Source organism: Kitasatospora sp. NPDC059462, assembly GCF_042749955.1.
Classification (GTDB): Bacteria; Actinomycetota; Actinomycetes; order Streptomycetales; family Streptomycetaceae; genus Kitasatospora.
This window is the reverse complement of record NZ_JBHYUU010000120.1, coordinates 1-26619: the sequence shown is the minus strand read 5'-3', so window position 1 is coordinate 26619 and position 26619 is coordinate 1. Positions and strand designations below refer to the sequence as shown.

Annotated in this window: 24 protein-coding genes and 2 pseudogenes; 13 read left to right on the top strand and 13 right to left on the bottom strand. The window is 75.7% G+C overall.

All coding sequences use genetic code 11. The annotated features are described in order from the left end of the window. A partial coding sequence (locus ACFXAM_RS26195) for an SbcC/MukB-like Walker B domain-containing protein (protein WP_380294683.1) occupies window positions 1–715 on the top strand: 715 nt, incomplete at its 5' end. A 96-nt stretch (window positions 716–811) separates the two neighbouring features. On the opposite strand, the gene ACFXAM_RS26190 is transcribed toward ACFXAM_RS26195, so the two are convergent. Beyond that, window positions 812–1075 (bottom strand): hypothetical protein, encoded by a 264-nt coding sequence (locus tag ACFXAM_RS26190; protein WP_380294682.1) that lies wholly within the window; start codon window positions 1073–1075, stop codon window positions 812–814. 69 nt (window positions 1076–1144) lie between these two features. Between ACFXAM_RS26190 and ACFXAM_RS26185 the strand changes: the two are divergent. Next, window positions 1145–1741: pseudogene (locus ACFXAM_RS26185) on the top strand (DUF1990 family protein); the annotation flags it as partial. Window positions 1742–1865: 124 nt separating this feature from the next. Here the strand turns inward: ACFXAM_RS26185 and ACFXAM_RS26180 are convergent. Together ACFXAM_RS26180 and ACFXAM_RS26175 are read right to left on the bottom strand one after the other, a co-directional pair. Continuing rightward, window positions 1866–2315, bottom strand: a complete 450-nt coding sequence (locus tag ACFXAM_RS26180) for a secondary thiamine-phosphate synthase enzyme YjbQ (protein WP_380294681.1) — start codon at window positions 2313–2315, stop codon at window positions 1866–1868. Between the two features lie 220 nt (window positions 2316–2535). Continuing rightward, window positions 2536–2811 (bottom strand): hypothetical protein, encoded by a 276-nt coding sequence (locus ACFXAM_RS26175; RefSeq protein WP_380294680.1) that lies wholly within the window; start codon window positions 2809–2811, stop codon window positions 2536–2538. A 666-nt stretch (window positions 2812–3477) separates the two neighbouring features. On the opposite strand from ACFXAM_RS26175, the gene ACFXAM_RS26170 reads away from it, so the two are divergent. Then, on the top strand, window positions 3478–5688 hold the full coding sequence (locus ACFXAM_RS26170) for a CDP-glycerol glycerophosphotransferase family protein (RefSeq protein ID WP_380294679.1): 2211 nt from the start codon (window positions 3478–3480) through the stop codon (window positions 5686–5688). Between the two features lie 59 nt (window positions 5689–5747). Here ACFXAM_RS26170 and ACFXAM_RS26165 read toward each other — a convergent pair whose 3' ends face one another. Next, window positions 5748–5960, bottom strand: a complete 213-nt coding sequence (locus ACFXAM_RS26165) for an EF-hand domain-containing protein (RefSeq protein WP_380294678.1) — start codon at window positions 5958–5960, stop codon at window positions 5748–5750. Between the two features lie 215 nt (window positions 5961–6175). On the opposite strand from ACFXAM_RS26165, the gene ACFXAM_RS26160 reads away from it, so the two are divergent. Further along, on the top strand, window positions 6176–6844 hold the full coding sequence (locus tag ACFXAM_RS26160; RefSeq protein ID WP_380294677.1) for a lysophospholipid acyltransferase family protein: 669 nt from the start codon (window positions 6176–6178) through the stop codon (window positions 6842–6844). Window positions 6845–6889: 45 nt separating this feature from the next. Here ACFXAM_RS26160 and ACFXAM_RS26155 read toward each other — a convergent pair whose 3' ends face one another. Next, window positions 6890–8716 carry an ABC transporter ATP-binding protein gene (locus ACFXAM_RS26155; protein ID WP_380294676.1) on the bottom strand — a complete coding sequence of 609 codons (1827 nt, stop codon included), beginning with the start codon at window positions 8714–8716 and terminating at the stop codon, window positions 6890–6892. 239 nt (window positions 8717–8955) lie between these two features. Continuing rightward, window positions 8956–9729, bottom strand: a complete 774-nt coding sequence (locus tag ACFXAM_RS26150; RefSeq protein ID WP_380294675.1) for an SDR family NAD(P)-dependent oxidoreductase — start codon at window positions 9727–9729, stop codon at window positions 8956–8958. 187 nt (window positions 9730–9916) lie between these two features. On the opposite strand from ACFXAM_RS26150, the gene ACFXAM_RS26145 reads away from it, so the two are divergent. The 4 genes from ACFXAM_RS26145 (at window position 9917) to ACFXAM_RS26130 (ending at window position 13198) form a co-directional block, all read left to right on the top strand. Further along, the gene (locus tag ACFXAM_RS26145) at window positions 9917–10117 is read left to right on the top strand and encodes a hypothetical protein (protein WP_355365744.1); all 201 of its coding nucleotides are present in this window, start codon (window positions 9917–9919) and stop codon (window positions 10115–10117) included. Window positions 10118–10211: 94 nt separating this feature from the next. Beyond that, window positions 10212–11132 (top strand): hypothetical protein, encoded by a 921-nt coding sequence (locus ACFXAM_RS26140; RefSeq protein WP_380294674.1) that lies wholly within the window; start codon window positions 10212–10214, stop codon window positions 11130–11132. Next, window positions 11129–12109 (top strand): DUF6895 family protein, encoded by a 981-nt coding sequence (locus tag ACFXAM_RS26135; RefSeq protein WP_380294673.1) that lies wholly within the window; start codon window positions 11129–11131, stop codon window positions 12107–12109. Before ACFXAM_RS26140 ends, ACFXAM_RS26135 begins: the two co-directional genes overlap by 4 nt. After that, on the top strand, window positions 12110–13198 hold the full coding sequence (locus ACFXAM_RS26130) for a serine hydrolase domain-containing protein (protein WP_380294672.1): 1089 nt from the start codon (window positions 12110–12112) through the stop codon (window positions 13196–13198). 623 nt (window positions 13199–13821) lie between these two features. Here ACFXAM_RS26130 and ACFXAM_RS26125 read toward each other — a convergent pair. From ACFXAM_RS26125 to ACFXAM_RS26115, 3 genes are read right to left on the bottom strand one after another with little or no spacing between them, the layout of a single operon-like run. Further along, window positions 13822–14715, bottom strand: coding sequence for an SDR family oxidoreductase (locus tag ACFXAM_RS26125; protein ID WP_380294671.1), 894 nt, complete (start codon window positions 14713–14715; stop codon window positions 13822–13824). Then, complete coding sequence (locus ACFXAM_RS26120) at window positions 14712–15713, bottom strand: alpha/beta fold hydrolase (RefSeq protein ID WP_380294670.1); 1002 nt, start codon at window positions 15711–15713, stop codon at window positions 14712–14714. Before ACFXAM_RS26120 ends, ACFXAM_RS26125 begins: the two co-directional genes overlap by 4 nt. Further along, the gene (locus ACFXAM_RS26115) at window positions 15710–17371 is read right to left on the bottom strand and encodes a flavin-containing monooxygenase (RefSeq protein WP_380294669.1); all 1662 of its coding nucleotides are present in this window, start codon (window positions 17369–17371) and stop codon (window positions 15710–15712) included. The genes ACFXAM_RS26120 and ACFXAM_RS26115 overlap by 4 nt, the downstream gene beginning before the upstream one ends. A 173-nt stretch (window positions 17372–17544) precedes the next feature. On the opposite strand from ACFXAM_RS26115, the gene ACFXAM_RS26110 reads away from it, so the two are divergent. After that, window positions 17545–18357 carry a MerR family transcriptional regulator gene (locus ACFXAM_RS26110; protein WP_380294668.1) on the top strand — a complete coding sequence of 271 codons (813 nt, stop codon included), beginning with the start codon at window positions 17545–17547 and terminating at the stop codon, window positions 18355–18357. 182 nt (window positions 18358–18539) lie between these two features. Then, window positions 18540–19034 (top strand): annotated as a pseudogene (locus tag ACFXAM_RS26105) (GNAT family N-acetyltransferase); the annotation flags it as partial. 173 nt (window positions 19035–19207) lie between these two features. Here ACFXAM_RS26105 and ACFXAM_RS26100 read toward each other — a convergent pair. Continuing rightward, complete coding sequence (locus tag ACFXAM_RS26100) at window positions 19208–21217, bottom strand: SMI1/KNR4 family protein (RefSeq protein ID WP_380294667.1); 2010 nt, start codon at window positions 21215–21217, stop codon at window positions 19208–19210. 210 nt (window positions 21218–21427) lie between these two features. On the opposite strand from ACFXAM_RS26100, the gene ACFXAM_RS26095 reads away from it, so the two are divergent. Continuing rightward, complete coding sequence (locus ACFXAM_RS26095; protein ID WP_380294684.1) at window positions 21428–21949, top strand: GNAT family N-acetyltransferase; 522 nt, start codon at window positions 21428–21430, stop codon at window positions 21947–21949. Here the strand turns inward: ACFXAM_RS26095 and ACFXAM_RS26090 are convergent. Continuing rightward, window positions 21930–22865 carry a LysR family transcriptional regulator gene (locus tag ACFXAM_RS26090; RefSeq protein WP_380294666.1) on the bottom strand — a complete coding sequence of 312 codons (936 nt, stop codon included), beginning with the start codon at window positions 22863–22865 and terminating at the stop codon, window positions 21930–21932. The two genes, ACFXAM_RS26095 and ACFXAM_RS26090, sit on opposite strands and share 20 nt — an antisense overlap. Before the next feature lie 72 nt (window positions 22866–22937). Between ACFXAM_RS26090 and ACFXAM_RS26085 the strand changes: the two genes are divergently transcribed. Together ACFXAM_RS26085 and ACFXAM_RS26080 are read left to right on the top strand one after the other, a co-directional pair. Next, window positions 22938–23555, top strand: a complete 618-nt coding sequence (locus tag ACFXAM_RS26085) for a maleylpyruvate isomerase family mycothiol-dependent enzyme (RefSeq protein ID WP_380294665.1) — start codon at window positions 22938–22940, stop codon at window positions 23553–23555. Window positions 23556–23601: 46 nt separating this feature from the next. Further along, a complete protein-coding gene (locus tag ACFXAM_RS26080) occupies window positions 23602–24309 on the top strand; it encodes a bleomycin resistance protein (protein ID WP_380294664.1) in 708 nt (235 codons plus the stop codon). A gap of 158 nt (window positions 24310–24467) precedes the next feature. On the opposite strand, the gene ACFXAM_RS26075 is transcribed toward ACFXAM_RS26080, so the two are convergent. Next, on the bottom strand, window positions 24468–24869 hold the full coding sequence (locus tag ACFXAM_RS26075) for a VOC family protein (protein WP_380294663.1): 402 nt from the start codon (window positions 24867–24869) through the stop codon (window positions 24468–24470). A gap of 95 nt (window positions 24870–24964) precedes the next feature. Beyond that, entirely contained in the window at window positions 24965–25873 is a 909-nt protein-coding gene (locus ACFXAM_RS26070) for a (2Fe-2S)-binding protein (protein ID WP_380294662.1), read from the bottom strand. Between the last annotated feature and the right edge of the window lie 746 nt (window positions 25874–26619).

Sequence of the window (26619 nt, the reverse complement as noted above, 5' to 3'; positions counted from 1 at the left end):
GCCGGGAACCCGCGCCGCGCTCGCCGCCGCCACCGACCGGCTGCGGGCCGCCCACGCGGCGCGGGACGCGGCCCGGGCGCGGTGCGAGGCGCTCGCCGGGATCGGGCGGCAGCTGGCCGAGCTGGCCCGCTCGCTCGCGCCCGAGCTGGACCGGTCCGCGCGGATCGGCCGGCTGGCGGCGCTGGCGGCCGGGACCTCGGCCGACAACCGGCTCCGGATGCGCCTGGAGTCGTACGTCCTGGCGGCGCGGCTGGAGCAGGTGGCGGCGGCGGCCAGCGACCGCCTGGTCCGGATGTCCGGCGGCCGCTACACCCTCGTCCACAGCGACGACCGGGGCACCGGCAACAAGCGCTCGGGGCTGGCGCTGCGGGTGGTGGACGCCTGGACCGGCACCGAGCGCGACACCGCGACGCTCTCCGGCGGCGAGAGCTTCTTCGCCTCGCTGGCGCTGGCGCTCGGCCTGGCCGACGTGGTCACCGACGAGGCCGGGGGGATGCCGCTGGACACGCTGTTCATCGACGAGGGCTTCGGCAGCCTCGACGAACACACCCTGGAGGAGGTGATGGACGTCCTCGACGGTCTGCGCGAGCGGGACCGCGCGGTCGGCATCGTCAGCCACGTCGCCGATCTGCGCAGCCGGATCCCGGCCCAGTTGCTGGTCCGCAAGGGGCGGCACGGCTCGACGCTGGCCCTGGCGGGGCGGGAGGACGCCTGACGCCGGCCGTGACCGGGCCGCGCGGCGCCCTCGACCGGGCGGACCTCGACCGGGCGGGCCGGGCCGTGGCCGGGCCCGCCGGCCGGAGCGGGCCCGTCAGCCGGAGCAGGCGATCCGCTGGGCCTGCTGCCAGGTGCAGACGGGGCACAGGGTGCTGCCCGGGTGGTCGGCGGGCAGTTCGGTCGGCTCGCCGCACAGCACGCAGTCCGCGCGCGGGCCGGTGAGGTCCGGGTCGGGCAGCAGGCCCGCCACGGCCTCGCCGTCGCCCGGGGCGAGGGCGCAGACCTGGTCGGTCACCGTGCTGCCGTCGTGCTCCGGGGTGCCGGGGAGGACCCTGTCGTTCACGGCTGTTTCGCTCATGGGGCCCTCTCTACTCCTCGGCCGGGCCCGGCGCAAGGCGCGCTCCGGGGCGGCCGCTACGGTGGCGGCATGCCCGACTCCCCCGACATCGAGGTCGACGCCGAGATCGACACGGACGGCACCGCCACCGGCACCGACGGCACCCGCACCGACGGCCCTGCCCCCGCCCCCGGCGCCCCCGGTGCGCGGCGCACCGCCCGGCCGTCGTCCGCCCTGGAGCGGCGGCTGCTCGCCGCCCGGGCCGCCGCGCCCGGCTACCGCGAGGTGGGCGCCACCCGGGGCGCCCGGCTGCCGGCGGGCTATGCGCACCTGCGGCGGCGGGTCCACCTCGGGCACGGTCCGGAGGTCCTGGAGCGCGCCGGGCGGTTCGTCCTCGGCTGGGGCTGCCAGCTGGGCACCGGCTTCGCCGTCCACCCGTACGCGCCGGCCGCGACGGGGGCGACGGTGCTGCTGCGGCTCGCCCTGCCCGGCACCCGGTGGCCCCGGCTGGTGATCCCGTGCCGGGTGGTGTGGACGGTGGAGGAGCCGGACCGGATCGGCTTCGCCTACGGGACGCTGCCGGGGCACCCGGAGTGCGGCGAGGAGTCCTTCGTGGTGTCCATGGACGCGGCGGGCGAGGTGTGGTTCGAGGTGAGCGCCTTCTCCCGCCTCGCCGCCTGGTACGCCCGGCTCGGCCGTCCGGTGGCCGCGCTCTGCCAGTACCTGGCGATCGAGCGGTACCTCAGCGCCGTCCTGCGGGCCGCGGCCGCCGGGGAGGCCCCCGGGAGCGGTGGTCGGCCCGGCACGGTGGTCAGCCCAGGAAGGAGAACCGGACCGTGCGGCGCGGGTTGTCGCCGTTGGTGTCGACGAGGACCACCGACTGCCAGACGCCCAGCGCGAGCCGTCCGTCGATCACCGGCAGGGTGGCGTGCGGGGCGACGAGGCCGGGGACGACGTGGTCGCGGCCGTGTCCCGGGCTGCCGTGCCGGTGCTGCCAGCGGTCGTCGGCCGGCAACAGCTCGCGCAGGGCGGCGAGCAGGTCGGCGTCACTGCCGGAGCCGGTCTCCAGGACGGCGATCCCGGCCGTGGCGTGCGGGACGAAGACGTTGAGCAGGCCGTCCCGCCCGACGGCGTGCTCGTCGAGGAACCGGGCGCAGCGGTCGGTGATGTCGAGTGCGACCTCACGGCTGCCGGTGGTGATCTCGATGGTCTCGGTCCGGAAGGACGGGGAGTGGGGGGAGGTGTGGATGTGGTCCGCCATGGCGCCATCCTCGCCCACGTCCGGGGGCGGTCCGACCAGCCTCGCCGACTCCCCGTGCCGGTGGGGCAAGTCGTCGTACCCTGAGAGGTTCAGACCAATTCCGGGGGTCGGGGACGACCCTGCCCCGGGGCATGCCGAAGACCCGACGGTCGCGTGGATCCGTCGGGTCGGTGCGGTCGGGCGCGGAGGGCGGCGGTGCGCCCCGGGGCCGGTCGGCCCCTCAGCCGCGCCCGCGCCCGCCGAAGAGGCCGCGGCGCAGCCGGCGCAGCGGCGCCAGCAGCCTGACCCGGGCGTGGCGGCGCGGCGGCGCGGTCGGGGCGCCGACACCGCGCGGCGTCAGCTCCCTTATCAAGCCGAGCGCCTCGGCGGTGTCCACCGCCGGGAGTGCGGGCGCGCCGAGCACGGCCAGGTGCCGGTCGATCCGGCGGCCGGTCGTGCCGACACCGCACTGGATCGCCGGCACGCGGGGCCGGTTCCGCACTTGCATGTGTTCCATCTGATTTCCCACCCCTACGAGGCGCCAGGGCCGTGAGGCGAAGACTATCCGCGACAGACGGTCTTCGCGCAACCGTCCCGGTGTGCTGCCACCGTACCGTGCGGCGTCAACTGACACCGCACCAGGGGCCGCCCGGGCGATCACGACTAGGCATCAATGATGGTGCACGACCGGGCAATCGTCAGCGGGTTCGCCGGGGCACTTCCCCGGCGCCCGCCGGAAAGGCGCGCGCCGGGAGCGCGGAGTCACCGCACTGTCACGCCCCGCGCCCGTTCGGCGCCTGACGAGCGCCCGTCGGGCGCCCCTCGCAAGCTGCGGCACCCGTTCGAGGTCGATACGACTATCCGTTTAGGAAGTGAACACAGACGAGGGATTGACGCGGACCCTGACTCCAAGCAGTATTCGTAGCGACCACGCGGGCGCGAGCCGCGCTCACCGACGTGTTCGACTGATGAAGACTCCGGCTCCCCCGTGCCTACTGCCAGGTCGCCTCGACGCTGCGGCGGCCAGGCTCGGGCGGTGCTCGGACGGGTGGCCGGCCGTAGAGGGTCGGCCGGGCCGCCGCCAGGCTGCCGGTGCCACCCCGCACGGGGTCCGGCACCGGCGGCTCCTGCGCCGCGGACCTGCGGGTTCCGCCCTTGCGCCGCCTCGGTAGACTCGGCCAGCGTGCCAGTCCTCCTCAGCATCGTGCTCCCGGTCCACGGCGTGGAGCGCTTCCTGCCGCGCTGCCTCGACTCCCTCCTGGCGGACACCCCCGCCGGTGAGTCCCGCTTCGAGGTGATCGCGGTCGACGACCGCTCCCCCGACCGCTGCGGCGCGATCCTGGACGAGTACGCGTCCCGCGACCCGCGCCTGCGCGTCCTGCACCCCCCCGAGAACCAGGGCCTCGGCGGCGCCCGCACCGCCGCCCTCCCCGAGACCCGCGGCACGTACGTCTGGTTCGTCGACAGCGACGACTGGGTGCCCGAGGGCACGGTGACCGCCCTGCTCGACGAACTCGGCGCGGAGACGGAGCGCGCCGAACGCGGCGAGGCCCCCGCCGACGTCCTGCTCACCGACTTCACCCACGTCTACCCCGACGGCGGCACCGAGCCCAACCCGTGGCGGCACGTGCTGACCGGCTCCCCGCTGATCGAGGGCTGCACGCTGGCCGAGCACCCCGCGCTGTTCAAGACCGTGATGTCGGTCTGGAACAAGGTGTTCCGCCGGGAGTTCCTGCTCGGCCTCGGCGTCTCCTTCGGCCGCGGCTACTACGAGGACATCTCGGTCACCTACCCCGCGCTGCTCGCCGCCGAGCGGCTGCGCCACCTCGACCGCCCCTGCTACTTCTACCGACGCGGGCGGGCCGGGGCGATCACCAGCACCGCCTCCGCCAAGCACGCCGACGCCTTCGCCCAGTACGACGCGATCTTCGCCTTCCTCGACCGGCCCGACCGCCCCGGCCGGCCCGTCCCGGAGGCGCTGCGCACGCTGGTCTTCGAGCGGACGGTGCAGCAGGCGCTCACCGTCTACGACACCCCGGGGCTGGTCCCGGTGGCGCTGCGCCCCGAGTTCTTCCGCCGGATCGCCGGGCACTTCGCCCGGCACCGCCCGGCCGGCTACCGCTTCCCCGGGGGCGTGCGCGGGGTGCAGTACCGGCTCGCGGCGCGCGGCGCCCGGCGCGCGTACACGGAGCTGCGCCGCACCGGGCGGCTGCCGCGCGAACTCAAGCGCGGAGCGCGGGCGGTGGCGCCGGCCCTGAAGAAGGGCGTGCGCAGCAGCGCCCGGTTCACCGCCTACAACGCCTTCCGGCGGATGCCGCTGGACCCCGGCCTGGCGGTGTACGCCGCGTACTGGCACCGCGGCTACGCGTGCAGCCCGGCCGCGATCTACGAGAAGGCCAAGGAGCTGGCGCCCGGGATCCGCGGCGTCTGGGTGGTGGAGAACCGCACGCAGGCGGCGACGCTGCCGGAGGGCGTGCCGTACGTCATCGTCAACACCCCGGCGTACCTGAAGACGATGGCCACGGCCAAGTACTTCGTGAACAACGTCAATTTCCCGCGCACCATGGTCAAGCGGCCGGGCACGGTGCACGTCCAGACGCAGCACGGCACGCCGCTCAAGGCGATGGGCATGGACCTCAGGGACCACCCGGTGGCCGCCGACGGGATGGACTTCGACCGGCTCCAGGAGGCCGTCGACCGCTGGGACTTCCTGGTCTCCTCGAACCCGCACACCAGCGAGCACTTCGCCCGCGCCTTCCCCGGCCGCTACGAGATGCTGGACACCGGCTACCCGCGCAACGACCGGCTCGCCAACGCGACGCCGGCCGGGACGGCGGCGATGCGCGAGCGGTTCGGGCTGGCGCCCGGCACCACCGCCGTGCTGTACGCGCCCACCCACCGGGAGGCGCGCGGCGGTTACGTGCCGCTGCTGGACGTGCGGGAGCTGGCGCGGCGGCTGGGACCGGACTTCACCCTGCTCGTGCGCACCCACTACTTCCACACCGGCGGCACCGGCGACCTGACGGAGCAGCAGGGCGCGGCGCGGATCCTGGACGTGTCGGCGCACCCCACCGTGGAGGACCTCTACCTGGCGGCGGACGTGCTGGTCACGGACTACTCGTCGATGATGTTCGACTACGCCGTGCTGGACCGGCCGGTGGTGATCTTCGCGCCGGACTGGGAGGAGTACAAGCGGGACCGGGGCGTCTACTTCGACCTGTTCGAGCAGCCGCCGGGCGCGGTGACGACGGATCTCCAGGGGCTGGCGGCGGCGCTGCTGGCCGGGGACCCGGAGCCGGCCGCGCGGGCGGAGTTCCGCAAGCGGTTCTGCCCGTGGGACGACGGCGGGGCGGCGGAGCGGGTGGTCCGCCGGGTGTTCCCGACCACCGGCTGAGGCGGCCGGACGCGAGGACGGGGCTCCGGGGGTGTTCCCCGGGCCCCGTCCGACCCGCGTCAGCCCTGGCGCGCGGCCAGGAACTCGTCGAAGGTCAGCTCGCCGTCGTGGTTGGTGTCCATCGTCTTGATGACGGCCTCGGCCACGGCGATCGAGGTGGTCAGGTCGCCGAGCTCACGCGCGACCAGCGCGTACTCGGTGGCGGTGATCCGGCCGTCGCCGTTCACGTCGTACTTGTCGAACGCCGCGCGGATGTCCTCGACGTCTGCCATGGGCCCTCCCAGGGATGATCAACTGCTGATGTGCATTTCCGACGGCCGTACCCTACCCGGCCGTGGTGAGCGCCACGGCCGCCGGGAGTGGACGGCGTCCGGGGTGGGTGTCGTAGTCTGCGGTTCTGTTCCCGGCCCGGCCGGGCCGACCGAACGCCGCTCGTCGTAACCCCAGGCCCGGGCACCTCTCGGGCATGCTCGTCCAGGGAGGGACCATGCTCGATCTCGTCACCAGGCTGGTACTGAAACCGCTCGCCCGGGGGCTCTGGCGACCCGCCATCGAGGGCATGGAGAACGTGCCGCGCAAGGGCGGCGTGATCCTGGCCAGCAATCACCTCTCCTTCATCGACAGCGTGGTGATCCCGCTCACCGCGCCGCGCCGGGTGCACTTCCTGGCCAAGGCCGAGTACTTCACCGGCACCGGGCTCAAGGGCGCGCTGTCCCGCGGCTTCTTCCAGGGGATCGGCGCGGTACCGGTCGAGCGCGGCACCTACCGCTCCGCGCAGGCCTCGCTGGAGCGGGCGCTGGAGATCCTGGAGGACGGCAAGGCGTTCGGCATCTACCCCGAGGGCACCCGCTCGCTGGACGGCCGGCTCTACCGCGGCAAGACCGGCGTGGCCTGGCTGGCCCTGACGGCCGGCGTCCCGGTGGTGCCGGTGGCCCTGGAGGGCCCGGAGGGGATCCTGCCGGTCGGCAAGCGGCTGCCGAGGCTGAAGAAGGTGACGGTCCGTTTCGGCGAGCCGCTGCACTTCGACGACCTGCACGGCCAGGCCCGGTCGCTCAAGGCCCGCCGCCAGGTCACCGACGAGGTGATGGCGGCGATCCAGCAGCTCTCCGGCCAGGAGGTCGTGGGGACGTACAACGAGGTCCCCAAGGCCGCCTGACCCGGCCGCGGCCCCGGCCGCCGGGGCCCGGCGGCCCCGCGGCCGTCAGGGCGCGACGGCCACGGCGGCCGCCGCTGCCGGGGCCTCCCGGCGCAGCAGCGCGGCGTAGCGGCCGTCCGCCGCCAGCAGTTCCTCGTGGGTGCCGAGTTCGGCGACCTCGCCGCGGTCCAGGACGGCGATCTGGTCCGCCGCGCGCACGGTGGAGAGCCGGTGCGCGATGGTGATGGTGGTGCGGCCCGCCGCGAGGGTGTCGATGGCCTCCTGGACGGCGCGTTCGGTGCTGTTGTCCAGCGCGCTGGTGGCCTCGTCGAGGATCAGCACCGGCGGGTTGCGCAGGATGGTGCGGGCGAGCGCGAGGCGCTGCTTCTCCCCTCCCGAGAAGCGGTAGCCGCGCTCCCCGACCAGGGTGTCGTAGCCGTCCGGCAGGGCGGCGACGGTGTCGTGGATCCGCGCGGCCCGGGCGGCGGCGACGAGTTCCTCGTCGGTGGCGTCCGGCTTGGCGAAGCGCAGGTTGTCGGCGACCGAAGCGTGGAAGAGGTAGGTCTCCTGGGAGACCACGCCCACCGCGCGGGCGAGGGTGTCGAAGGACAGCTCGCGCACGTCGACCCCGTCGAGGGTGACCCGGCCGCCGGTGACGTCGTAGAGCCGGGGCACCAGGTAGCTGAGCGTGGTCTTCCCCGAGCCGGTCTCGCCGACCACCGCGAGCGAACCGCCGGCCGGGATCCGCAGGTCCACCCCGGCCAGGGTGGGCCGCTCCTGCTGCGGGTCGTAGCGGAAGTCGACGCCCTCGAAGCGGACCTCGCCGCGCACGGCGTCCAGGGTGACGGGGCGTGCGGGCTCGTCGATCTCCACGGTCAGGTCGAGGTACTCGAAGATCCGCTGGAACAGCGCCAGCGAGGTCTGCACCTGGACGCCGGTGGCGAGCAGGCTGACGGTCGGGCGGAACAGGCCCTGCTGCAGCGAGACGAAGGCGACCAGGGTGCCGATCGAGACGATCGGGGCGCCGCCGGCCGCGGTCATGCCGGCCGCCCAGTAGATCACCGCGGGCATCGCGGCCATCACGATCTGGATGGTGTTCATCCGCCAGCGCCCGGCCATCGAGGAGCGCACCTCCAGCTCGGCCAGCCGCTCGGACTGGGCGGTGAACTCGCGCGAGAGCGAGCCGGAGCGGCCCATGGTGCGGCCGAGCAGGATGCCGCTGACCGAGAGCGACTCCTGCACCGCCGCGCTCATCGCGGCGAGCTGCTTCTGCCGCTCACCGGTGATCTTCTTGCGCTCGTTGCCGACCCGGCGGCTGATCCACACGAACACCGGCAGGAGCAGCAGCGAGACCACGGTCAGCCGCCAGTCCAGCGCCGCCATGGCAACCACCGAGGCGGTCACGGCGGTGAAGTTGGAGACCAGCGAGGTGGCGGTGGAGGTCACGGTGGACTGCATGCCGCCGATGTCGTTGGCGATCCGGGACTGCACCTCGCCGGTGCGGGTGCGGGTGAAGAACGCCAGCGACATCCGCTGGAGGTGGCCGTAGACGGCGGTGCGCAGGTCGTGCATGACCCGCTGGCCGACGGTGGTGGAGATCAGCGTCTGCAGCACGCTGAAGATGCTGTTGACCACGGCGGTGCCGACCATGCCGAGCACCAGGACGGTCAGCAGTCCGGTGCGGCCCTGCGGGATGGCGGTGTCGAGGACGGCGCGCAGCAGGAACGGCGTGGTCACCGAGACCACGGCGGAGGCGGCGACCAGCAGGCCGACGACGGCGAGCCGGCCCGAGTAGGGGCGGAAGAGCGCGAGGATGCGGCGCCACTGGGTCGGCGGGCGCGGGTCGTCCTCGGCGCGGGCGGGCGGGGTCCACTGGATGCCTTCGGGGCGCACGGGCGGGCAGCCTCCCTCGGACGGCCGGGCGGGCGCGGCGCCCGGGGGCGCGCGCCGGCGGCGGGTGGGCGGTCGGGCGATCGCCAGCATAACGAGAGAGGCTCATAGTTAGCAAAGCTAATAGTGAGATGCCCTCTGCGATGCCGTTCGGACACCCTCCGCCCCGACCGGGCCCGTCCGCCCATGCCCGCGGCCCTTCGCCCCCGCCCGGCACCGCCCGTCCGGGGCCGGGGCCCGGCTCAGGTGGTGCGGTAGGTGCGGGCCGCCTTGGAGGAGAGCCCGCCGAGCTTGCCGGACGGCAGCACCCGGGCGAGCGCCACCGCCAGCTTGTAGCGCTTGCTCGGCACCGAGACGGAACGGCCCCGGGCCAGGTCGCGCATCGCCTCGTCGACCACGCGCTCCGCGGACAGCCACCCCCAGGCCGGGATGTTGCCGGTGCCCATGCCGGCCCGCTGGTGGAACTCGGTGCGGGTGAAGCCCGGGCAGAGCGCCATCAGCCGCACCCCGGTGCCGCCGAGGTCGCGCATCACGCCCTGGGTGAAGCTCACCACCCACGCCTTGCTGGCCCCGTAGGTGCCGCGCGGCAGGAACGCCGCCACCGAGGCCACGTTGACGACCGCGCCGCGACCGCGTTCGCGCATCCCCGGCAGGGCGGCCGTGGTCAGCCGCAGCACCGCCTCGACGTGCACCTTCAGCATGTCCAGCTCGTCCTGCAGCGGCACGGTGGAGAACGCGCCCCGGTTGCCGAAGCCGGCGTTGTTCACCAGGAGGTCCACCGGGCGGTCGGCGTCGGACAGCCGGGCCTCGACGTCCGCGATCCCCCGGTCGGTGGCGAGGTCCGCGCCGAGCACCTCCACCTCCACCCCGAAGCCGTCCCGCAATTCCGCGGCGGAACGTTCCAGCCGCTCGCCGTCCCGGGCCACCAGGACGAGCCCGTAGCCGCTCCGCGCGAGCCGGCGCGCGAACGCGGCTCCGATGCCGGCGGTCGCGCCGGTGATCAAGGCAGTGGTCATGCAGCGACCGTACCTACTCCCGGGTATCCGCGACAGCCCGGTGCTTCCGGTGCGCCGCGCCGCGGTGCCCCTCCGTGACCGCGGTGACGGAGCGTACAGGGGTGGCGCCGGTCGGTTCGTGCTCGTATCGTCGATCGAGGGGGCATCGCCGGACCAGGCGGTGGAACTTCGATGAGGAGGCACTCAGATGCTTGCTCAGACCACCCGTACCACGCGGGCTCCGCTCGCCACCCAGGCCGAGATCGACACCCTCGGTACGTTGATCACGGAGGACGAGGCGGCCGTCAGCGACGCGCCCACGTACCAGCCCGAAGCCGCAGGCCTGCTCCTGCTGCTCGGACTCCTCCTGCTCTCTCCGCAGAAGCAGCCCAAGGAGAAGACCCGGTAGACCCCTGGACCCGGTCGACCCGGTCGCACACCGGCCGGGCCGCCGGCCGGTCCCGGAGGTCCTGAGCACGCTCCAGACAGGAGAATCCCACTCCATGCCGTTCGCCGACACCACACTCCGCGACGAGTACGCGGCGGCCGTCGAGCGAGTGGCGGGCCGGGTCCTCGACGCCCTCCGCGGCGCCGGGGACCCGGCCGCGCCCACCCGCCGGTCCGCCCCGGGCGCCGCCGGGCCCGCCCACGCGGCGCCCGAGGGCCCCCTCCCCGCCGAAGGCCCGCTGTCCCGAGCAGAGTCGGCCGCGGTGCGGGTCCTGGGGCCCGACCTCTTCGCCGCCCAGTTGCTCGCCGGGCTGCCCCTGGACGGCCCGACCGCCGACGCCGCGGCCGAGGCCCTCGAAACCTTCCCGATGGGCGGGGCCTCCCCCGCGCCCGGCAACGCCGCCGCGGCGGGCCCGGACGCGACGGGCGCCGCGCTCGCCAACGCCTGGCGGGACCGGACCACTGCGCAGCTCGTCGCGCTGGCGGGCCGCCCCGGCCCGGTCCCGGGCCCCGACCCGCTCCGCCCCCCGGAACCGACGCCGGGCGACTGGCCTCGGTGGTCCGTGGACATGGCCCGGCTCTCCGCCCTCGCCCTGCCCCGCCTCGACGGCCCCGTGCACGAACTCGCCCGCCGCCACTCGCTGACGCTGGCCCGCGGCGTCGTGCGCTCCATGCTCCGCCGCGACTACCGCACCGCCGCCCGGCTCGCCCGCTGGCTGGCCTGGACCGAGGCGGACGGCGCGGCGGCGCACCTGGACCTCGGCCCCGTCCTGGACCGGATCCGCGCGGTCGGCGACGGCAGCACCCGCATGTGGCTCGAACTCGCCATCACCGAAGGCCTGGCGGGCCCCGGCACCACGGCCTCCACGGCCTCCCCCACCGCGACCCCGACGCCGTCCGCCGGGGCGCCCGGCCGGACCGCCGGACCGCCGGACCGCGGCCAGGACGGCGACTCCCCGGACGGAGCAGCGGCATGACGGACAGTCAGATCATCGGCGTCGCCCAGCAGGTCGGATCGAGATCGCTGCGCTGGCTGCACTCCTTCTACGCCAACGGCCTCGGCGGCTTCCAGGAGGACGTCACCACCGACCTCGCCAACCCCAACGAGATCTACAAGCCGCTCGGCGAAGTCGCCCTGGCCACCGGCCTGCTGCTGCGCGAGGGGGTCGCCGGCGCCGACGACACGCGGATCGCCCGCCAGATCATCGACCTCGCCTGGGCCGAACTGCGCGAGGGGGACCTGCTCTACGACCGGCAGCTGCGCTACCCGCTGATGACCGACCCGCTGGAGGTCTACGTCCACTTCGCGCGGGCCGGCTTCCGCCACCGGGCCCTGGAGGAACAGCTGGCGACGCTGAACCGGCTGCACTCCGTGCGGGCCGCCGAACAGCTCCCCAGCCGCCGCCTGGCCTCGGCCAACGCCCGGCGCGTGATCGGCCTGGACCAGCTGGAGGACTGGGACGAACTGGCCGCCGCCACCTGGCTGGGCGCCACGCCCGAGCCGTGGATCATCGACTGGCTCACCGCCTACTACGTCACCCACTCCGTCTTCCACCTCACCGACTGGGGCGCCCGCCCCGAGTGCCTGCCCGCGCACATCTGCGGGTACCTGCGGGACTGGCTGCCGGCCTGGCTCGACGTGTGGCAGGAGGTCGGCCACTGGGACCTCGTGGGCGAGTTGCTCATCGTCGCGGCCTGCATCGGCGAGCTCGACCAGGGCACGACGGGCTGGGCCGCACTGGCCTCCGCCCAACTGCCCGACGGGCTCCTGCCGAAGGACGCCAACACGGCGACGGAGGGGGACCCGGCCCAACTGCTCACCGACCACGGGCACACCGCCGTGGTGGCCGTGGTCGCCGCCACCACCACCCTGGCCCGCGCGCTCGGCGGCACCACCGGGGCGGCCGCGGGCGTACCGGCGGCGGTGGCGCCCGGCACGCCGCCGGAGAACTAGGTGATCACCCTCGAAGAACCCGCGCGGTTGGACGACGGGCCCTGGGGGGAAAGGGAGTTGGCCGGCCTGGTCCGCGCCGCCGGACCGGGCGCCAGCGCCGTCACGCTCGCCGTGGCGCGGGGCGAACGGCAGGCGGTGCGGTGCGCCGGGCGGGTCGACCACACCTCCGGCGAGCCCTGCACGCCCGACACCGTCTTCGAACTCGGCTCCATCAGCAAGACGTTCACCGCCCTGCTGCTCGCCGAACTCGCCGCACGCGGCGACGTCGCCCTCGACGACCCGGTGGAACGCCACCTGCCGGCCGGCTGGCGGCCCCCCGAGGTCCGGCGCGGCGGGCCGATCCGGCTGCTCCACCTGGCCACCCACACCTCCGGGCTGCCGAGGCTGCCGCCGGGACTGGTGGCCAGCGCCGTCGCCGCCTGGAACAGCAACCCGTACGCCGCCTACGGCGATCGGCAGCTGCGGGCGGGCCTCGCCCGGACCACCGTGCGCCACCGGCCCGGGGAGCGGTTCGGCTACTCCAACTTCGGGGTCGGGCTGCTCGGCCGGCTGCTCACCGAGGCGGGCGGCGGCGCCGGCTACCCGGAGCTGCTCGCCGAGCGGGTCTGCCGACCCCTCGGATTGCGGGCCACCACCTGCGCGCCCGACCCGCCCCACCGGGCGATCGGCCACCGGCACGGACGTCCGCTGCCACCGTGGCGCATCCCCGGCCTGCCGGGGGCGGGCGCCGTCCGGGCCGGCGGCGCCGACCTGCTGCGGTACCTGCGGGCCCATCTGCGGCCGGACGGAGCCCCCGCCGGGGACGCGCTGCGCGACGCCCTGCGGGAGGTGCAGCGGCCGCGGCTGAGGCTGCCGCGCTCGGGCGACCAGCTCGGCCTGGTCTGGAACCACCGGCGCACCGAGGACGGCCGCGACCTGCTCTTCCACTCCGGCGGCACGCGCGGCTGCACGGCGCTCATCGCATTCTGCCCGCAGACCGCCACCGCCGTGGCCGCCCTCTGCAACGCCGGCCCGACCCGGTGGGAGAACTTCGCGCAGGCGGCCTACGACGTCTTCAAGGGGTTCGCCCGGGAGGCGGACGACGGCTGAGGACGCGGTGGCCGGTGGCCGGCGGGGGTCGCGACGCCCCCCCGCCACCACTTGTCGGCGCCGCCCCGAACGGGCAGCCGTCCCAGCGGCAGACGGCACGAAGCCAGCTCGCGACGAGCAGCGACGCGAAACGGACCACACCCCGAAAGCCGACCACGGCGGGAGGCCGTCCGAGGAGACGGACGACAGCTGAGGACGCAACGGCCGGCGGGGTCGCGACACCCGCCGGCCGCAACCCGTCCGTGCTGCCCGGAGCGGGCAGCCGTGTCAACGGTTCCCCCGCAGCGAACGGGAGTTGGCCCGGAAGGCCGCCGACGGATTGCGGCATCCGCCGGCCGTCAGGGCCGCCCCGAACGGGCGGCCGTGTCGGCGGCTCCCCCGGCACCGACCGCACGAAGGCGGGTGGCGGCGGTGGCGGCGAGTTGCGGTGCGAGGCGGGCCGCACCCCGAAAGCCGACCACGACGGGAGACCGTCCGAGGAGACGGACGACGGGTGAGGACGCAGCAGCCGGCCGCCACCCGTCAGCACTGCCCGGAGCGGGCAGCCGTGTCAACCATTCCCCCCAAGGCGACCAGGAGTCGCCCCGGGAAGGCTGCCGACGGATTGCGGCATCCGCCACCCGTCAGGGCCGCCCCGAGCGGGCAGCCGTGTCGGCGGCTCCCCCGGCACCGACCGCACGGAGGCGGGTGGCGGCGGTGGCGGCGAGTTGCGGTGCGAGGCGGGCCACGTCCCGGGAACCGACCACGGCGATCAGCGACGGCAGGACCCAGCGGACCGGCTGCATGCCGCGCAGCCAGGCCTGGGCGTAGACGTGGGCGGAGCGCCGGGCGATCCCGGCGACCAGGCGGTCCACGGCCGGTTCCAGCGGGTACGTCTTGTTCGCCGGCCAGGGCAGCCGGGAGCGCATCTGCTTGAGCACCGCGTCCTCGTCGGCCCCGCGCACCATGTCGGTGTCGGTCCAGCTCAGGTAGCCCACACCGACCTTGACGCCCTCGTGGGCGACCTCGGCGCGGATCGCGTGGGCGAACGCCTCGACCCCGGACTTGCTCGCGCAGTAGGCGCTCATCAGCGGCGCCGGGGTGAGCGCGGCCAGCGAGGCGATCTGCAGCAGGTAGCCGCGGCTCTCGGCGAGGACCGGGAGGAACGCCCGGGCGGTCGCCACGCTGCCCAGCAGGTTGACCTCGATCACCCGGCTGAACGCCCGGTGGTCGTTCTGCAGCAGCGGGCCGCCGATCGCGATGCCCGCGTTGGCGACGACGGTGTCGACCCGGCCGTAGTGCTCCTTGATCCGCCCGGCGAGCGCGGTGAGCGCCTCGACGTCGGTGACGTCGGCCTCCCAGGCGGTGGCGTCCGGGCCGCACTGGGCGGCCACGGCCTTGAGTTCCTCCGGTTCCAGGCCGAGGAGCGCGACCTTGGCGCCGCGGCGGGCGAGGGCGCGGGCCAGCGAGGCGCCGACGCCGCGCGCGGCTCCGGTGACGACGACGACCTGGGCGGAGAGCGGCGGGGTGGCGGTCATGCGACGGCGGTCCTCTCGGGGTCGGTGCCGGTCGTGGCGTCGGTGGCGGACGGGGCATCGGTGCCGGTCGTGGCGTCGGCGGCGAGGCCGCCCGGGAGATGGGCGGTCGCCATCCGGTCGATCTCGGCGGCGACCTCGGCCGGCCGCTCGATCGGCGCCATGTGGCCGACCCCCGGCAGCAGGAGCAGCCCCTGCGGATCGGCCAGCGCCGCGACGATCCGGTGCGCGTGCACCGGCGGGGTGAGCCGGTCCTCGGCGCCGACCACCACCGAGGTCGGCACGGCGAGCCGGGCCAGCCCGGCGCGGACGTCCAGCCGGCCCAGCACCCGGGCCCAGTTGGCCCGCACGGCGGTCGGGCAGGCGTGCACCATCCGGACCGCCACCTCGGTGCGGGCGGCGGTGGCGCTCGTCCCCATGATCGCGTAGCCGAGTCCGGCCCGGGTGAGCGGATTGACCGGCCCCAGCGGCAGCCGGGAGCGCATGAGCTCCCGGTGCAGGAGGAACCGCACGCCGGAGTGCACCGCCCGCGGCACCACGTTCAACTCCCGGACCAGGTCGAACGGTCCGGTGGAGACCAGGACCGCCGCCGCCGTGCGCTCGGCGACCTCGGCCCGGGCGGCGCCCGCCATGATGGTCATCCCGCCCATGCTGTGGCCGGCCAGCACGGCCCGCTCCCCCGGCGGAACGACCCGGGTGAGCACCGCCGCGAGGTCCTCGCCCAGCGCCCGGGTGGAGTAGCGCACACGGCTCGGCGGGACCTCGCTGCGCCCGTGGCCGCGCTGGTCGTAGGCCACCACCCGGTAGCGGTCCGCGAGCTGGTGGATCACCGGCGCCCAGAAGGCGGTGGAACAGGTCCAGCCGTGCGCGAGCACGACCGTCGGGGCACCGGGCTGCCCGTGCACCTCGACGTGCAGCCTGGTCCCGTCGGCCGACAGCACGGCCAACTCCTCGGCGGGAACGGGCGGCAGACAGTCGGCGGGGATCGACGAGCGGCTCATACCAGGACCTCCCCGGTCTCGGCGGTGGTCGCCGGAAGGCCCGGTCGGCCCTCCTGACGAAGAATCAGTTCGTATTCGCCGAGGTCGACCTTACGGGTGGCCCGGCGGAAGGAGGTGGTCGATCCCGGCCAGAGCACGGTGTTCTTGCCGCTCCTGTCCAGGTACCAGCTGCGGCAGCCGCCGTTGGTCCAGACGGTGCGGTCCATCCGGTGCTGGAGTTCGAGGTTCCAGCGGCGCTGCGCCCGGGCGGTGGGCTGCATGGCGCTCGCGCCGATCTCGTCCAGCGTGGTCAACGCGTCGATCATGTAGTTGAGCTGGGACTCGATCATCAGGATCATCGAGCTGTTGCCGAGGCCGGTGTTGGGGCCGATGACGAAGAAGAAGTTCGGGAAGCCGTGCACGGTGGAGCCGCGCAGCGCCTCCATGCCCTCCTTCCACTCCTCGGCGAAGCTGGTGCCGTTGACGCCGAACACCCTGGAGCCCATGGGCATGTCGGTGACGTGGAAGCCGGTGCCGAAGACGATCGCGTCCGCCTCGTGCTCGCTGCCGTCGGCGCCGACCAGCGTCGAGCCGCGCACCTCGCGCAGACCGCCGGGCACCACCTCCGTGTTGGCGGCGGCGAGCGCCGGGTAGTAGGTGTTGCTGAGCAGGATGCGCTTGCAGCCGATCCGGTAGTCGGGCGTGAGCCGGGCGCGCAGGGCCGGGTCGGCGACGCCCTCCGCGAGGTGCCGCTCGGCGAGCCGCTGGACCGCCCTGAGCAGGCCGGGCCGCCGCACGAAGGCGTCCACCTGGAGCTCGCGCAGCGCGAACAGGGCGCCGCGGCGAATCTTGGCGGTGAGCGGGAACCGGCCGTGCAGCCACTTCTCCAGCTCGGTGACCGCCCGGTCGCGGCGCGGCAGGACCCAGGCAGGGGTGCGCTGGAAGACCGTCAGCCTCCCCACCGTCGGCTGGATGGCCGGAATGATCTGGGCCGCGGAGGCGCCGGTGCCGACCATCGCGACCCGCTTGCCCGTGAGGTCGAAGTCGTGGTCCCAGCGGGAGGAGTGGAACACCGTGCCGGGGAAGGTGTCCAGGCCGGGCAGGTCGGGGATCTGCGGGTCGGCGAGCGGGCCGGCGGCGGAGACGACGGCGTCGGCGGTCCAGCGGCCGGCGGTGGTGGTGATCCGCCAGTGGGTCCGCGCGACGTCCCAGCGGGCCTCGGTGACCTCGGTGCCGAGCCGCAGGTGGGGGCGGAGACCGAAGACGTCGGTGACCTTCTCCAGGTAGGCGCGGATGTCCGGCTGGCCGGAGAAGCTGCGCGGCCAGTCCGGGTTGGGGGCGAAGGAGAAGGAGTAGAGGTGCGAGGGGACGTCGCAGGCGCAGCCGGGGTAGCTGTTGTCGCGCCAGGTGCCGCCGACCGAGTCGGCGCGCTCCAGGATGACGAAGTCGGTGATGCCGGCACGGCGCAGCCGGACGCCCGCGCCGAGGCCGCCGAAGCCGGAGCCGATGACGGCGACCCGCACGTGCGGGACGGGCTGCTCCTCGGCGGGCTCCGCCACGCCGGTCCGCCCGCCCGTGGACGCGGCCGGGTCGGGGGCGGTCGCGGCGGCGGGGGTGTCGGCGACGGCGGTGTCCGCGTCGGACGCACGGGGGCGGGGGCGCTTGCTGCTGGATGCCATGCGGCGTCCTCCTGGAGGTGGGGGGCCGTGGGGTGCGCGTCGCCGTTGCCCGGCGCGGCGCGGATCACGCCAACCGCGCCAGCAATCACTGGCACGGTTGGCAGGGTAGCCCTTGCTGACAGTCGTGGGAAGAAGCCCGACCGACCCGATCGGAGGACCTCTCCTCCGGTCCTATGCTGAGCGCCGTGGACAAGGGAGAAACCGCCGGCGAGGACAGACCACGCGAGTTCCGGGTGGAGGAACTGGCCGAAGCGGCCGGGATCACCACCCGCACCCTGCGTTTCTACCGTGAGCGCAAGCTGCTCCAGCCGCCCCGCAAGGAGGGCCGGATCGCCTGGTACGGCGAGGCCCACCTCGCGCGGCTGCGGATGATCGCCGAACTGCTGGAGCGCGGCCACACCCTGGGCGGCATCGCCGAGCTCATCGGCGCCGGCGAGAGCGGGCGGGACGTCGCCGAGCTGATCGGTCTGGAGGCGGCGATCGTCGCACCGTGGTCCGACGAGACGCCGGTCCACCTCGGCTGGGACGACCTGAAGGCGGCCCTCGGCGACGAGCTCACCGAGGAGAACACCGCCGAGTCCCTCGCGCAGGGCTTCATCACGGTCGAGGAGGACGGCATCACCCACGTCAGCCGGCGGCTGATGGACGCCACCACGGCCCTGGTCGCGGAGGGCGTGCCGCTCTCGGTGGTACTGGAGGCGAGCCGGCAGACCCTGGAGCACGTGACGGCGATCGCCGAGATCTTCACCTCGCTGGCCCGCGAGCACGTCCTCGGCGCGCTCGCCGCCGACGGCCCGCTGCCGCCCGGCGAGGCCGCCCGGCTGACCGAGCAGGTCCTGCGGATCCGGCCCCTCGCCCGGACGGTCACCGACGCCCAGTTCGCCCTGGCGATGGACCGCCGGGTGCACACCGAGTACGACCGGCTGCTCCGTCAGCGCAGGGAGCACCGGGAGGACGGCGACGGACCGCCGGCGGCCGACGGCTGAGGGGACCACGGTCCGGGCCGGAGGTGCGGGCCCCTGCTCCGGCGACGCGGCGCGGACGGCGGCGGCGGCATCGTTGCCCCCAGGACCGCCACGACCACGCCGACCGCCGAGATCGCTGAGATCGCTGAGCGGGATCCGCCGTCACCACACCGGCCGAGGGCCGTCCGGCTTACCATCCGTTCATGATCGAAGGTAGGACAGTACGACTTCGCGCCCTGCGTGCCGGGGACGCGGAGCACCAGCTCCGCTGGCGCAACGACCCCGAGGTCGTCCGGCTGGCGGCGGCCGGGGATCCCCGCTTCGGGCCGGTCACCGCCGAGGCGCTGGCGGAGCGGTTCGAGCGGATCCTGCGCCTCGACCCGCGCGAGGCCGCGATGCTGACCGTCGAGGAGACCGCCGGCGGGCGTCCGATCGGGCTGGTCGACTACCGGGGCTTCGACCCGTACGAGGGCGTCGCCGAGGTCGGGGTCGCCATCGGCGAGCGGAGGTTCTGGGACCGCGGCTACGGCACCGAGGCCCTCGGCCTGCTGGTGGACCACCTGTTCGGCGCGTTCCCGCTGCACCGCGTGGAGCTGGACACCTGGAGCGGCAACGCCCGCGCCGCCCGCGCGTTCACCCGGCTCGGCTTCCGCGAGGAGGGCCGCCGGCGGGCCGCCGTGCTGGTGGCCGGCGTCCGCTACGACCGCCTGCTGTTCGGCATGCTCCGTGAGGAGTGGGAGGAGCGGCGGCGCCACCCGGACTCCACCGGAGCCGACGGGCCCGACCGCACCGACCCCACCGGCCCCGCCGGACAGCCCGCCGAACCTGCCGGACCCTCCGAACCTGCCGGACCTGCCCGAGCCGACGGTGCTCACGGCGCCTCCGGCGGCCGCCCCGGCGGGCCGTCCGGCACCCCCGCCGTCCCCGGGACGCCCGGCACGACCCCGGCGGTTCGTGACCGCAGCGCCGAGAGTGCCTCCCGGGCGCTGTCCGACGTCGGGTGGGGCTCCGTGAGCACGATCCTCGCCTCCGAATAGGCCTCGCCCGGCAGCCGGGTCGGCGTCCACGAGGGGTCCGCGAAGGCGTGCAGCCGCCCCTCGGTGAGCGCGAACCGGGGCAGCGCCACCCCGAACTCGGCGGCGAGCGCGGTCAGCAGGCCGTGCTCGCCCTGCCGGCCGTGGGCGTGCGGGCCGAAGTGGCCGTCCGGGTCCAGCGCGGGCGGGACCGGCGCCGCCCCGCTGCGGCCGAGCTCCGGGCCGTGCACCGTGAACCCGTACCGCTCCTGCCCGGCCTCGGCCACCGACAGGTGGAAGAAGCCCTCCTCCGGCGCGACGGACACGGCGAGGGCCCGCCCGCCCGTCCGCCCGGACGCCGTCACGGCCGGGGTGGCGATGCGCTGCTCCGCCGTCCCCGGCCACGTCCGCGCCTCGAAGGCGAAGCTCCAGCCGCCCCCGCCGTCCCCGCCCGCGTGGCCGACGAGGGCGGCCGCCGGGCCCCCGGAGGAGAAGAGCGCCCCGTCCCGGAACCGCTCCCTGTCGGCCTCCCAGCGGGTCGCGGGCGCGTCCAGCACCGCCCCCTCCCCGGCGAGGACGGCCGGCAGCGCGTCCGGCGCCACCCCTTCCACCAGCACGAAGCGGTACGGCTCGGGCCGGCCCGAGCGCGGCTCCAGGGCGAGCCAGGCGAGCCCGTCGCCCCCGGCCCCCGGCTCCTCCCGCGCCGGCTCCCCCGCCGCTCCGCCGGGCAGGCCGCGCGGCGTGGCCAGCAGCTCCCGCCCGCGCTCCGCCGTGATCAGCGGCCCGAGCAGGGTGTCCGCGAGCAGCCCGACGGGCGCGAGGTGGTCCGGCCCCACCGGCGTCCACTGCGGCAGCGCGGCGCGCAGCATCCGCCAGGCGGCGTCCGTGGCACCCCAGCGCGCCTGCTCCCGCGCCCGGTCGACGGCCTCGCCGAACGGACCGGCCGCCCGGTAGTGGTACGCGCGCCCGCGCACCTGCCGGAGCACCTCGTCGGCCGCGGTCCGCAGGTCCCCGGCGTCCACCCGCAGCTTGTAGCCCCACACCGCGGCGTCGTGCCCGTTCCGCACGTGGTGGGCCGCGAGCACCGGCACCACCTCCCCGAGGTAGCCGGGATCGCCCGGCAGCTCCCCGAACGTCGGCTCGGGCCAGTGCCGTTCGAACCGGCGCAGCTGGTCGAGCATGCCGGCCGCACGCGGCCGCCCGAACGCGACGGCCTCGGTCAGCGCGGCCTGCGCCCGTTCGTGCGCGCCCGCCAGGGCGTCCAGCCGGGCGGCCTCGACCCGCGCGTCCAGCGCACGGGTGGTGGCGTTGACGAACGGCACCACGGGCCGGTCGGCGGCGAGCCGGTGGAACTCCTGGTGCATGGCCAGCATGAACGCCTTGAAGGACGGGTGGCGCTCCGGCGGCGCGGCCCGCCACGAGGCGTGGCAGTACACCGCCCACTCCCCGTCGGTGTCGACGTCGCCCGGGTCGAGCAGGACGAGCGTCGCGTCGGACTCGACGTCCAGCTGCAGGGCCCGCTCCCACATGCCCTGCGTCCCGTCCTCGTCGTCGTACTCGCTGAGCCCGTAGGCGTCCCGGTGCCACCGCGCACCGTCCGTCCCGGCCAGCCGGTACACGAAGCCCCCGGCGTGCCGCCACCCGTCGCTCACCGCGAGGAACTCCCGGTAGGACGGCGGCAGCGCGCACCCGAGCTCCGTCTCCGCCGCCGCGAGGCGGTCGGCCGGAGCCCCGTCGAACCCCAGCCAGCGCGCCCGCCAGGCCTCCTCGTCCCCGGCCCGGAGCTCCTCCGGGCCGGGGCACGCCCCCGCCCACTCCTCGCTCCAGCGCACGAGGAAGGACCGCCAGTCGAACGTCTGCTCCGTCATGCCGGTGATCCTTGCACGCACCACCGACAGTCCCCGTCGGCCCGTCAGGCGGACGCCCGCACCCGGGCGTCCACCGCGAAGCCGCGCCGCCCTCCCGCGAAGCGTGGCGGCCGCCGCAGAATGGGAGGTGCGGTGGAACGCGACCACGGGGGCGGCCCGGGGCTCGGACGTGTGCGCCGCCGGGGGGCGATGGAGATCGACGGGCACGGGATGCGCGGGACGCCGCAGGGGACCGGCGGCGCGGGGTTCGTGCTCCGCGTCCTGACGCCTGCCGATCCGGCCGACTGGCCGCTGTGGCGGGACGCGCGGCTCGCGGCACTGGCGGACGCGCCGTACGCGTTCACGGCGCGGCCGGCGGACTGGTCCGCGGGGGGCGAGCAGGAGTGGCGGGCCCGGTTCGCGCGGACGGACGCCCTGCACGTGGTGGCCGTCGGCGCGGACGGGCGGCCGGCCGGGCTCGCGGGCGGGGTTCCGGGAGCCGGTCCTGACGCGGGCGCGGTGAGCGAGCTGCGGTCGGTGTGGGTGGGGCCGCGGGCCCGGGGGCGCGGGGTCGGGGACGGGCTGCTGGGCGCCGTCGAGGGGTGGGCGCGGCGCCGGGGCAGCGCGTGGTTGCGGCTCGGGGTGCTGCCGGGCAACACGGCCGCCGTCGCGCTGTACCGGCGGCACGGGTTCGTCGACGCGCACGGCTCCGGCGGACCGGAGCGGGTGATGGTCAAGCGTCTGACGGCGTGAGCGGCCCGGCCGCGTCGACGGCCGCCCGCAGCCGGGCGAGCAGGGCGCGGGCGGCGGGCCGGGCCGGGCCCGCGGCGGGCCAGACCAGGGCGACCCGGCCCCGCGGTTCGGGGCCGGTCAGCCGGCGCAGACGCAGACCGGGGGCGCCGTCCGGGGCCGGCCGCGGCAGGACGGCGACGCCGAGGCCGCGGGCGGCGAGCCGGGCGAGCAGCGCCGGGGTGGAGGCCTCGAAGGCGACGCGCGGCCGGACGCCCGCCTCGGCGCAGGCCTGTTCGAGCGCGCCGCGCAGGCCGGTGCCGGGCGGCAGTCCGATCAGCGGGTGGCCGGCGAGGGCCGCGACCGGGAGCGGTCCGGGGTCGGCGGCGAGCGGGTGGCCCGGGGCGATCGCGGCGACCAGCGGCAGGTCGACGACCAGGTGGAGGGCGAGGCCGGGCGGCGCTCCGGCGGTCTCCAGGCCGACCAGCGCGAGGTCGAGTTCGCCGCGCCGCACGGCGGTGAGCATGCGTTCCGAGGTCGATTCGCGCAGCGAGATCTCCACGCCGGGGTGCTCGGTGTGGAAGTCGGCGAGCAGTGCGGCGAGGTCGGGCGTCCCGGCGGGCACGGGGCCGCCCGCGACGCCCGCCACCATGCCGACCGCGACCTGTCCCGTCAGCAGCCCGGCGTGGGCCTGCGCGGTCTGCCGCGCGCCCTCGACGGCCGCGAGCGCCGCCCGGGCGTACGGCAGGACGGCCTCCCCCGCCTCGGTCGGGGTGACCGTGCGTCCGGTGCGGTCGAGCAGTCGCTGGCCCAACTCGCGCTCCAGCCGTCGGATCTGCGCGCTGATCCCGGGTTGCGCGAGGTGCAGGCGCTCGGCCGCCCGGGTGAATCCGCCCTCCTCGACCACCGCCACCAGGTACTGCAACTGCCGAAGCTCCATAACCGGTGATTCTAGGGACCAGAAGAACCAGCTCTTGGACTTCTGGCCGCTTCGTCCCGCAGCCTGGTGATCATGCAGAACGACTCCCGCCCGTACCACACCGCCGAGTTGCGCGCCGCGATCGCCGCCGAGCGCCGCGAACTCGCCGACGTCCTGGACACGCTGTCCTTCGAGCAGTGGAACTCGCCCTCGCTGTGCGCGGGTTGGCGAGCACGCGAGGTGGCCGCGCACCTGAGCATGGGCTTCCGCCACCGGCTCCCGCGGATCGCCGTCGAGCTGGTCCGCTCGCGCGGCAGCCTGCACCGGATGACCGACCGCTTCGCCCGCCGCGATGCCGCCGGGCTCACCGGGGCCCAACTCGCCTCCGCGATGCGGGACAACGCCGACCATCCGTGGATGCCGCCGGTCGGCGGCCTCACCGCCGCGCTGGGGCACGACGTCGTGCACGGCCTGGACATCACCGTCGCCCTCGGCCTCGGCCGCCAGGTGCCGCCCGAGCGGCTGCGGATGCTGCTCGACGGCATCACCCCGCGCACCCTGCGGTTCTTCGGGGCCCGCCTGGACGGTGCCGCCCTGCGCGCCACCGATCTCGACTGGTCGTACGCGGGCGGCCCCCGGACCGTCGCCCGGCCGGCCCAGGAACTCCTGCTCCTCGCCCACGGCCGCCGCGTTCCCGGGGTCGACATCTGACCGGAAGCGTCCGATTCGCGGTCAACCAGGGGTAAAGTCAGCGGGCATGGTCGAATCGACGGTCCCGATCCTGCCCTGTCAGGCCCTCCCACCAGTGCTCGAGTTCTACACCGCGCTCGGCTTCGAGGTGACCCTCCATCAGAAGAGCCCCAATCCCTACGCCGTCGTCCAGCGCGGCGCCATCCAACTGCACTTCTTCGGCATGAAGCAGTACGACCCCGGCGCCTCCTACAGCACCTGCCTGGTGCGTACGGACGACGTGGACGCCCTGCACGCCGCGTTCCAGGAGGGCCTGCGGTCCGCCTACGGGCGGGTGCCGACCCGCGGGCTGCCGCGGATCGGCCCGGTCGGCGACACCTCGCACGGCGTACGGCAGTTCCTGGTGACCGACCCCGGCGGCAACTGCCTGCGGATCGGCCAGCCGATCCGTGCCGACCAGCGCCACCGCCCTTCCCCCGAGGAGCCGTTCGCCAAGGCGCTGCACCACGCGGCCCTGTTCGCCGACTCCAAGGAGGACCCGGCCGCGGCCGCCCGGGTGCTGGACCGCGCGCTCTCGCTGCCGGACGGCCCGCCGGCGCCGGTGCTGCTGTTCCGCATCCTGGCCCTGCGCGCCGACCTGGCGCACCGCCTCGCGGACGGCGCGAGCGCCGAGGCGTTCACCCGGCGGGCCGGGGCCGTCGCGGAAGAACTCTCCGACGAGGAGCGGGAGTCGGTCCGCGACGACCTCAAGCGGCTGGCCGACATCCTGCTCTGACCCGTCGTCAGGCACGACCGGGCTCCGGCGCCCGGGGGTCCGTGAGCAGCGCGAGCGGCACGAACGGCACGCACCGCAGTGACGGTGCGTGCGGTGCGCCGGCGCGCTGCTCAAGGGCCCTGCGCGCGGCCGGGAGCACCCCGGCCGGGAGCGCGCGGTCAGGAGCTCCAGGTGCGGGCGCAGAGCACCAGCCGGTAGCCGTCCGGGTCGGCCACCGTGACGCCGTGCTCGTCCCAGTACGGGTTGTGGGCGGGCACCCGGGTGCCCCCGGCCTCCTCCAGGCGGCGCACCAGGGCCTCGTCGGCGGGCGCGCCGAGGTAGACGACGAAGAGGTCGTCGACGGTGGGCGACGGCTCGACCGGGTGGTCCGGGTCGCGGGTGAGCTCGAAGTGCCAGCCGCCGCCGGAGGGGCCGACCATCAGCAGGTCGTGCTCGCCGGGGGCGTGCGCGGTGCCGCGCCACAGGACGGCGAGGCCGAGACCGTCGGCGTAGAAGCGCTCGGCCGCGGCGAGGTCCCGGCTGGGGCGCGCGACCCGGACATGGGTGGTGGAGTCGATCACGGGCGCCGAGCCTACCCGCCGGGCCCCGCCGCACTCCGGCCTCCCCGGCACACGCCCGGCCGCCCCGCCGCCTCCCCGCCCGGCCGGAGGGCCCGTCAGAGCCTGCGCAGCCGCTCCTCGTCCCCGGTGCGCGGACAGGTGAGACAGGCCCGGGCGGGTTCGACGGCGTAGTACAGGCAGCAGCCGAGGCGGGTCCGGGTGTGGTGGGTGCGGCCGTCCTCGCCGCGCAGCCGCCGGAAGCCGGCCGCCCCGGGGAGCGGGTCGGTGCGCCCGGGCAGGACGGCGCCGGCGGCCTCGACCGCGGCGGCCTCCCGGCCGGTGCCGGGGGCCGGGGCGCGGGCGTCGAGCTGCTTGCCGAGGTACCAGATCGCCGCGGCGAGGTCGTCGGTGACCATGCCCCACAGCGCGCGGGTGCCGCGCCGGGTGGGCGCGGCGAAGGCGGTGACCAGCGGTTCGACGTGGGCGACGACGGCGGCGCGCAGTTCGGCCCGCAGCTCGTCCTCGCCGGGGCGGGTGACACAGGCGCCCGGACGGAGCGCGAGGTCACCGGTGGGAGCGTGCAGCCACAGGTCGGCGCCGTCGATCGAGGGCACCCGCCGGGCCCGCCACCACGGCCCGGCGATCAGCACGCAGACCGACCAGAGGTAGTGGTGCAGCAGCCGGGAGGCGGCCACGTGCGGGCGCGGGGCGGTGCCGTGCACGGCGGCGAGCGGGGCGATCCGCGCGGCCTCGCCGGCCAGCGCCCGCGCCAGCGCCTCCGGGTCCCCGGCCAGTTCGGTGGCGGAGTACCAGCCCTGCGCCCGGGCGGGGGCGGGCTCGTCCGCCGCGAGCAGCCGCACCCGGAGCACCGGGCAGAGGTCCAGCAGCCACCGGTAGTCGGCGTCCAGCGGGTTCACGGGAGGCGGCGCGGCGGACACGGCGGCGCCCGCGGCAGCGGCCGGCGCGGCGACAGCGGGCGTCTCGGCGAACCTGTTGACAGCCGGCGGCTGACCCGAGAAACTCATCGACACTCCCGCATCGCATTAGGTGAGCCTCACCTTATACACAGTCCGCGATCGCCGCGCGCCACCCGGGGCATTCGCGCGTCGGCGCCTGTGGCGCGCTCGAATCGCGCCAAGGCTTGACGGGGTGAAGCATGCCGCCGCGCCCGGCGGCCGGCGCCCTGCCCGGAGCGGTCACCGTCGAGGCGCCGGGCCGCACCGACCTGGCCCGGTACGCGACCGGAAGATCGGCCGCCGCCCCTGCGGCCGGCGTCGGCATGCCCGGACGGCGTTCGCACGGGGCGTCGACGGATCGATGCCGGGGGCCGGCGCCGGGCGGATCCACCGGAGCGACGCGGGCGGGCCCTCGGCACCGCGGCCGCCGGCCCGGCCGGGGCCGGGCGGAGCGAAGTCCGGACCACCCTGACCTGGCAGGGCCTGAACGCCGCCGGGCCCGACGAGGCCCCCGTCCGCCGGACGGAACCCCGATGTCCGGCCCCGGCGTCCGGGCCGCGGAAGCCGCACTCCTGGACCTCGTCAAGGGCGCGGGCACCGGCACGCCCAAGAAGGCCCGGATCCGCCCCCGCAAGCATCCTGGTACAGACCACCGGCCCTATGCTCATGAACACGACAAGCCTGTGACGTCAACGCGCCCCGACAGGGCCGGCCCGGCACCCGGAGGCACCCGGGCGCCGGCCGACGACGTCACCGAGGTCGCGGGCGCCGAAGCGTCCGAGTGGGCTCGGCGGCACCCCCCGGGGGTGGGCGGG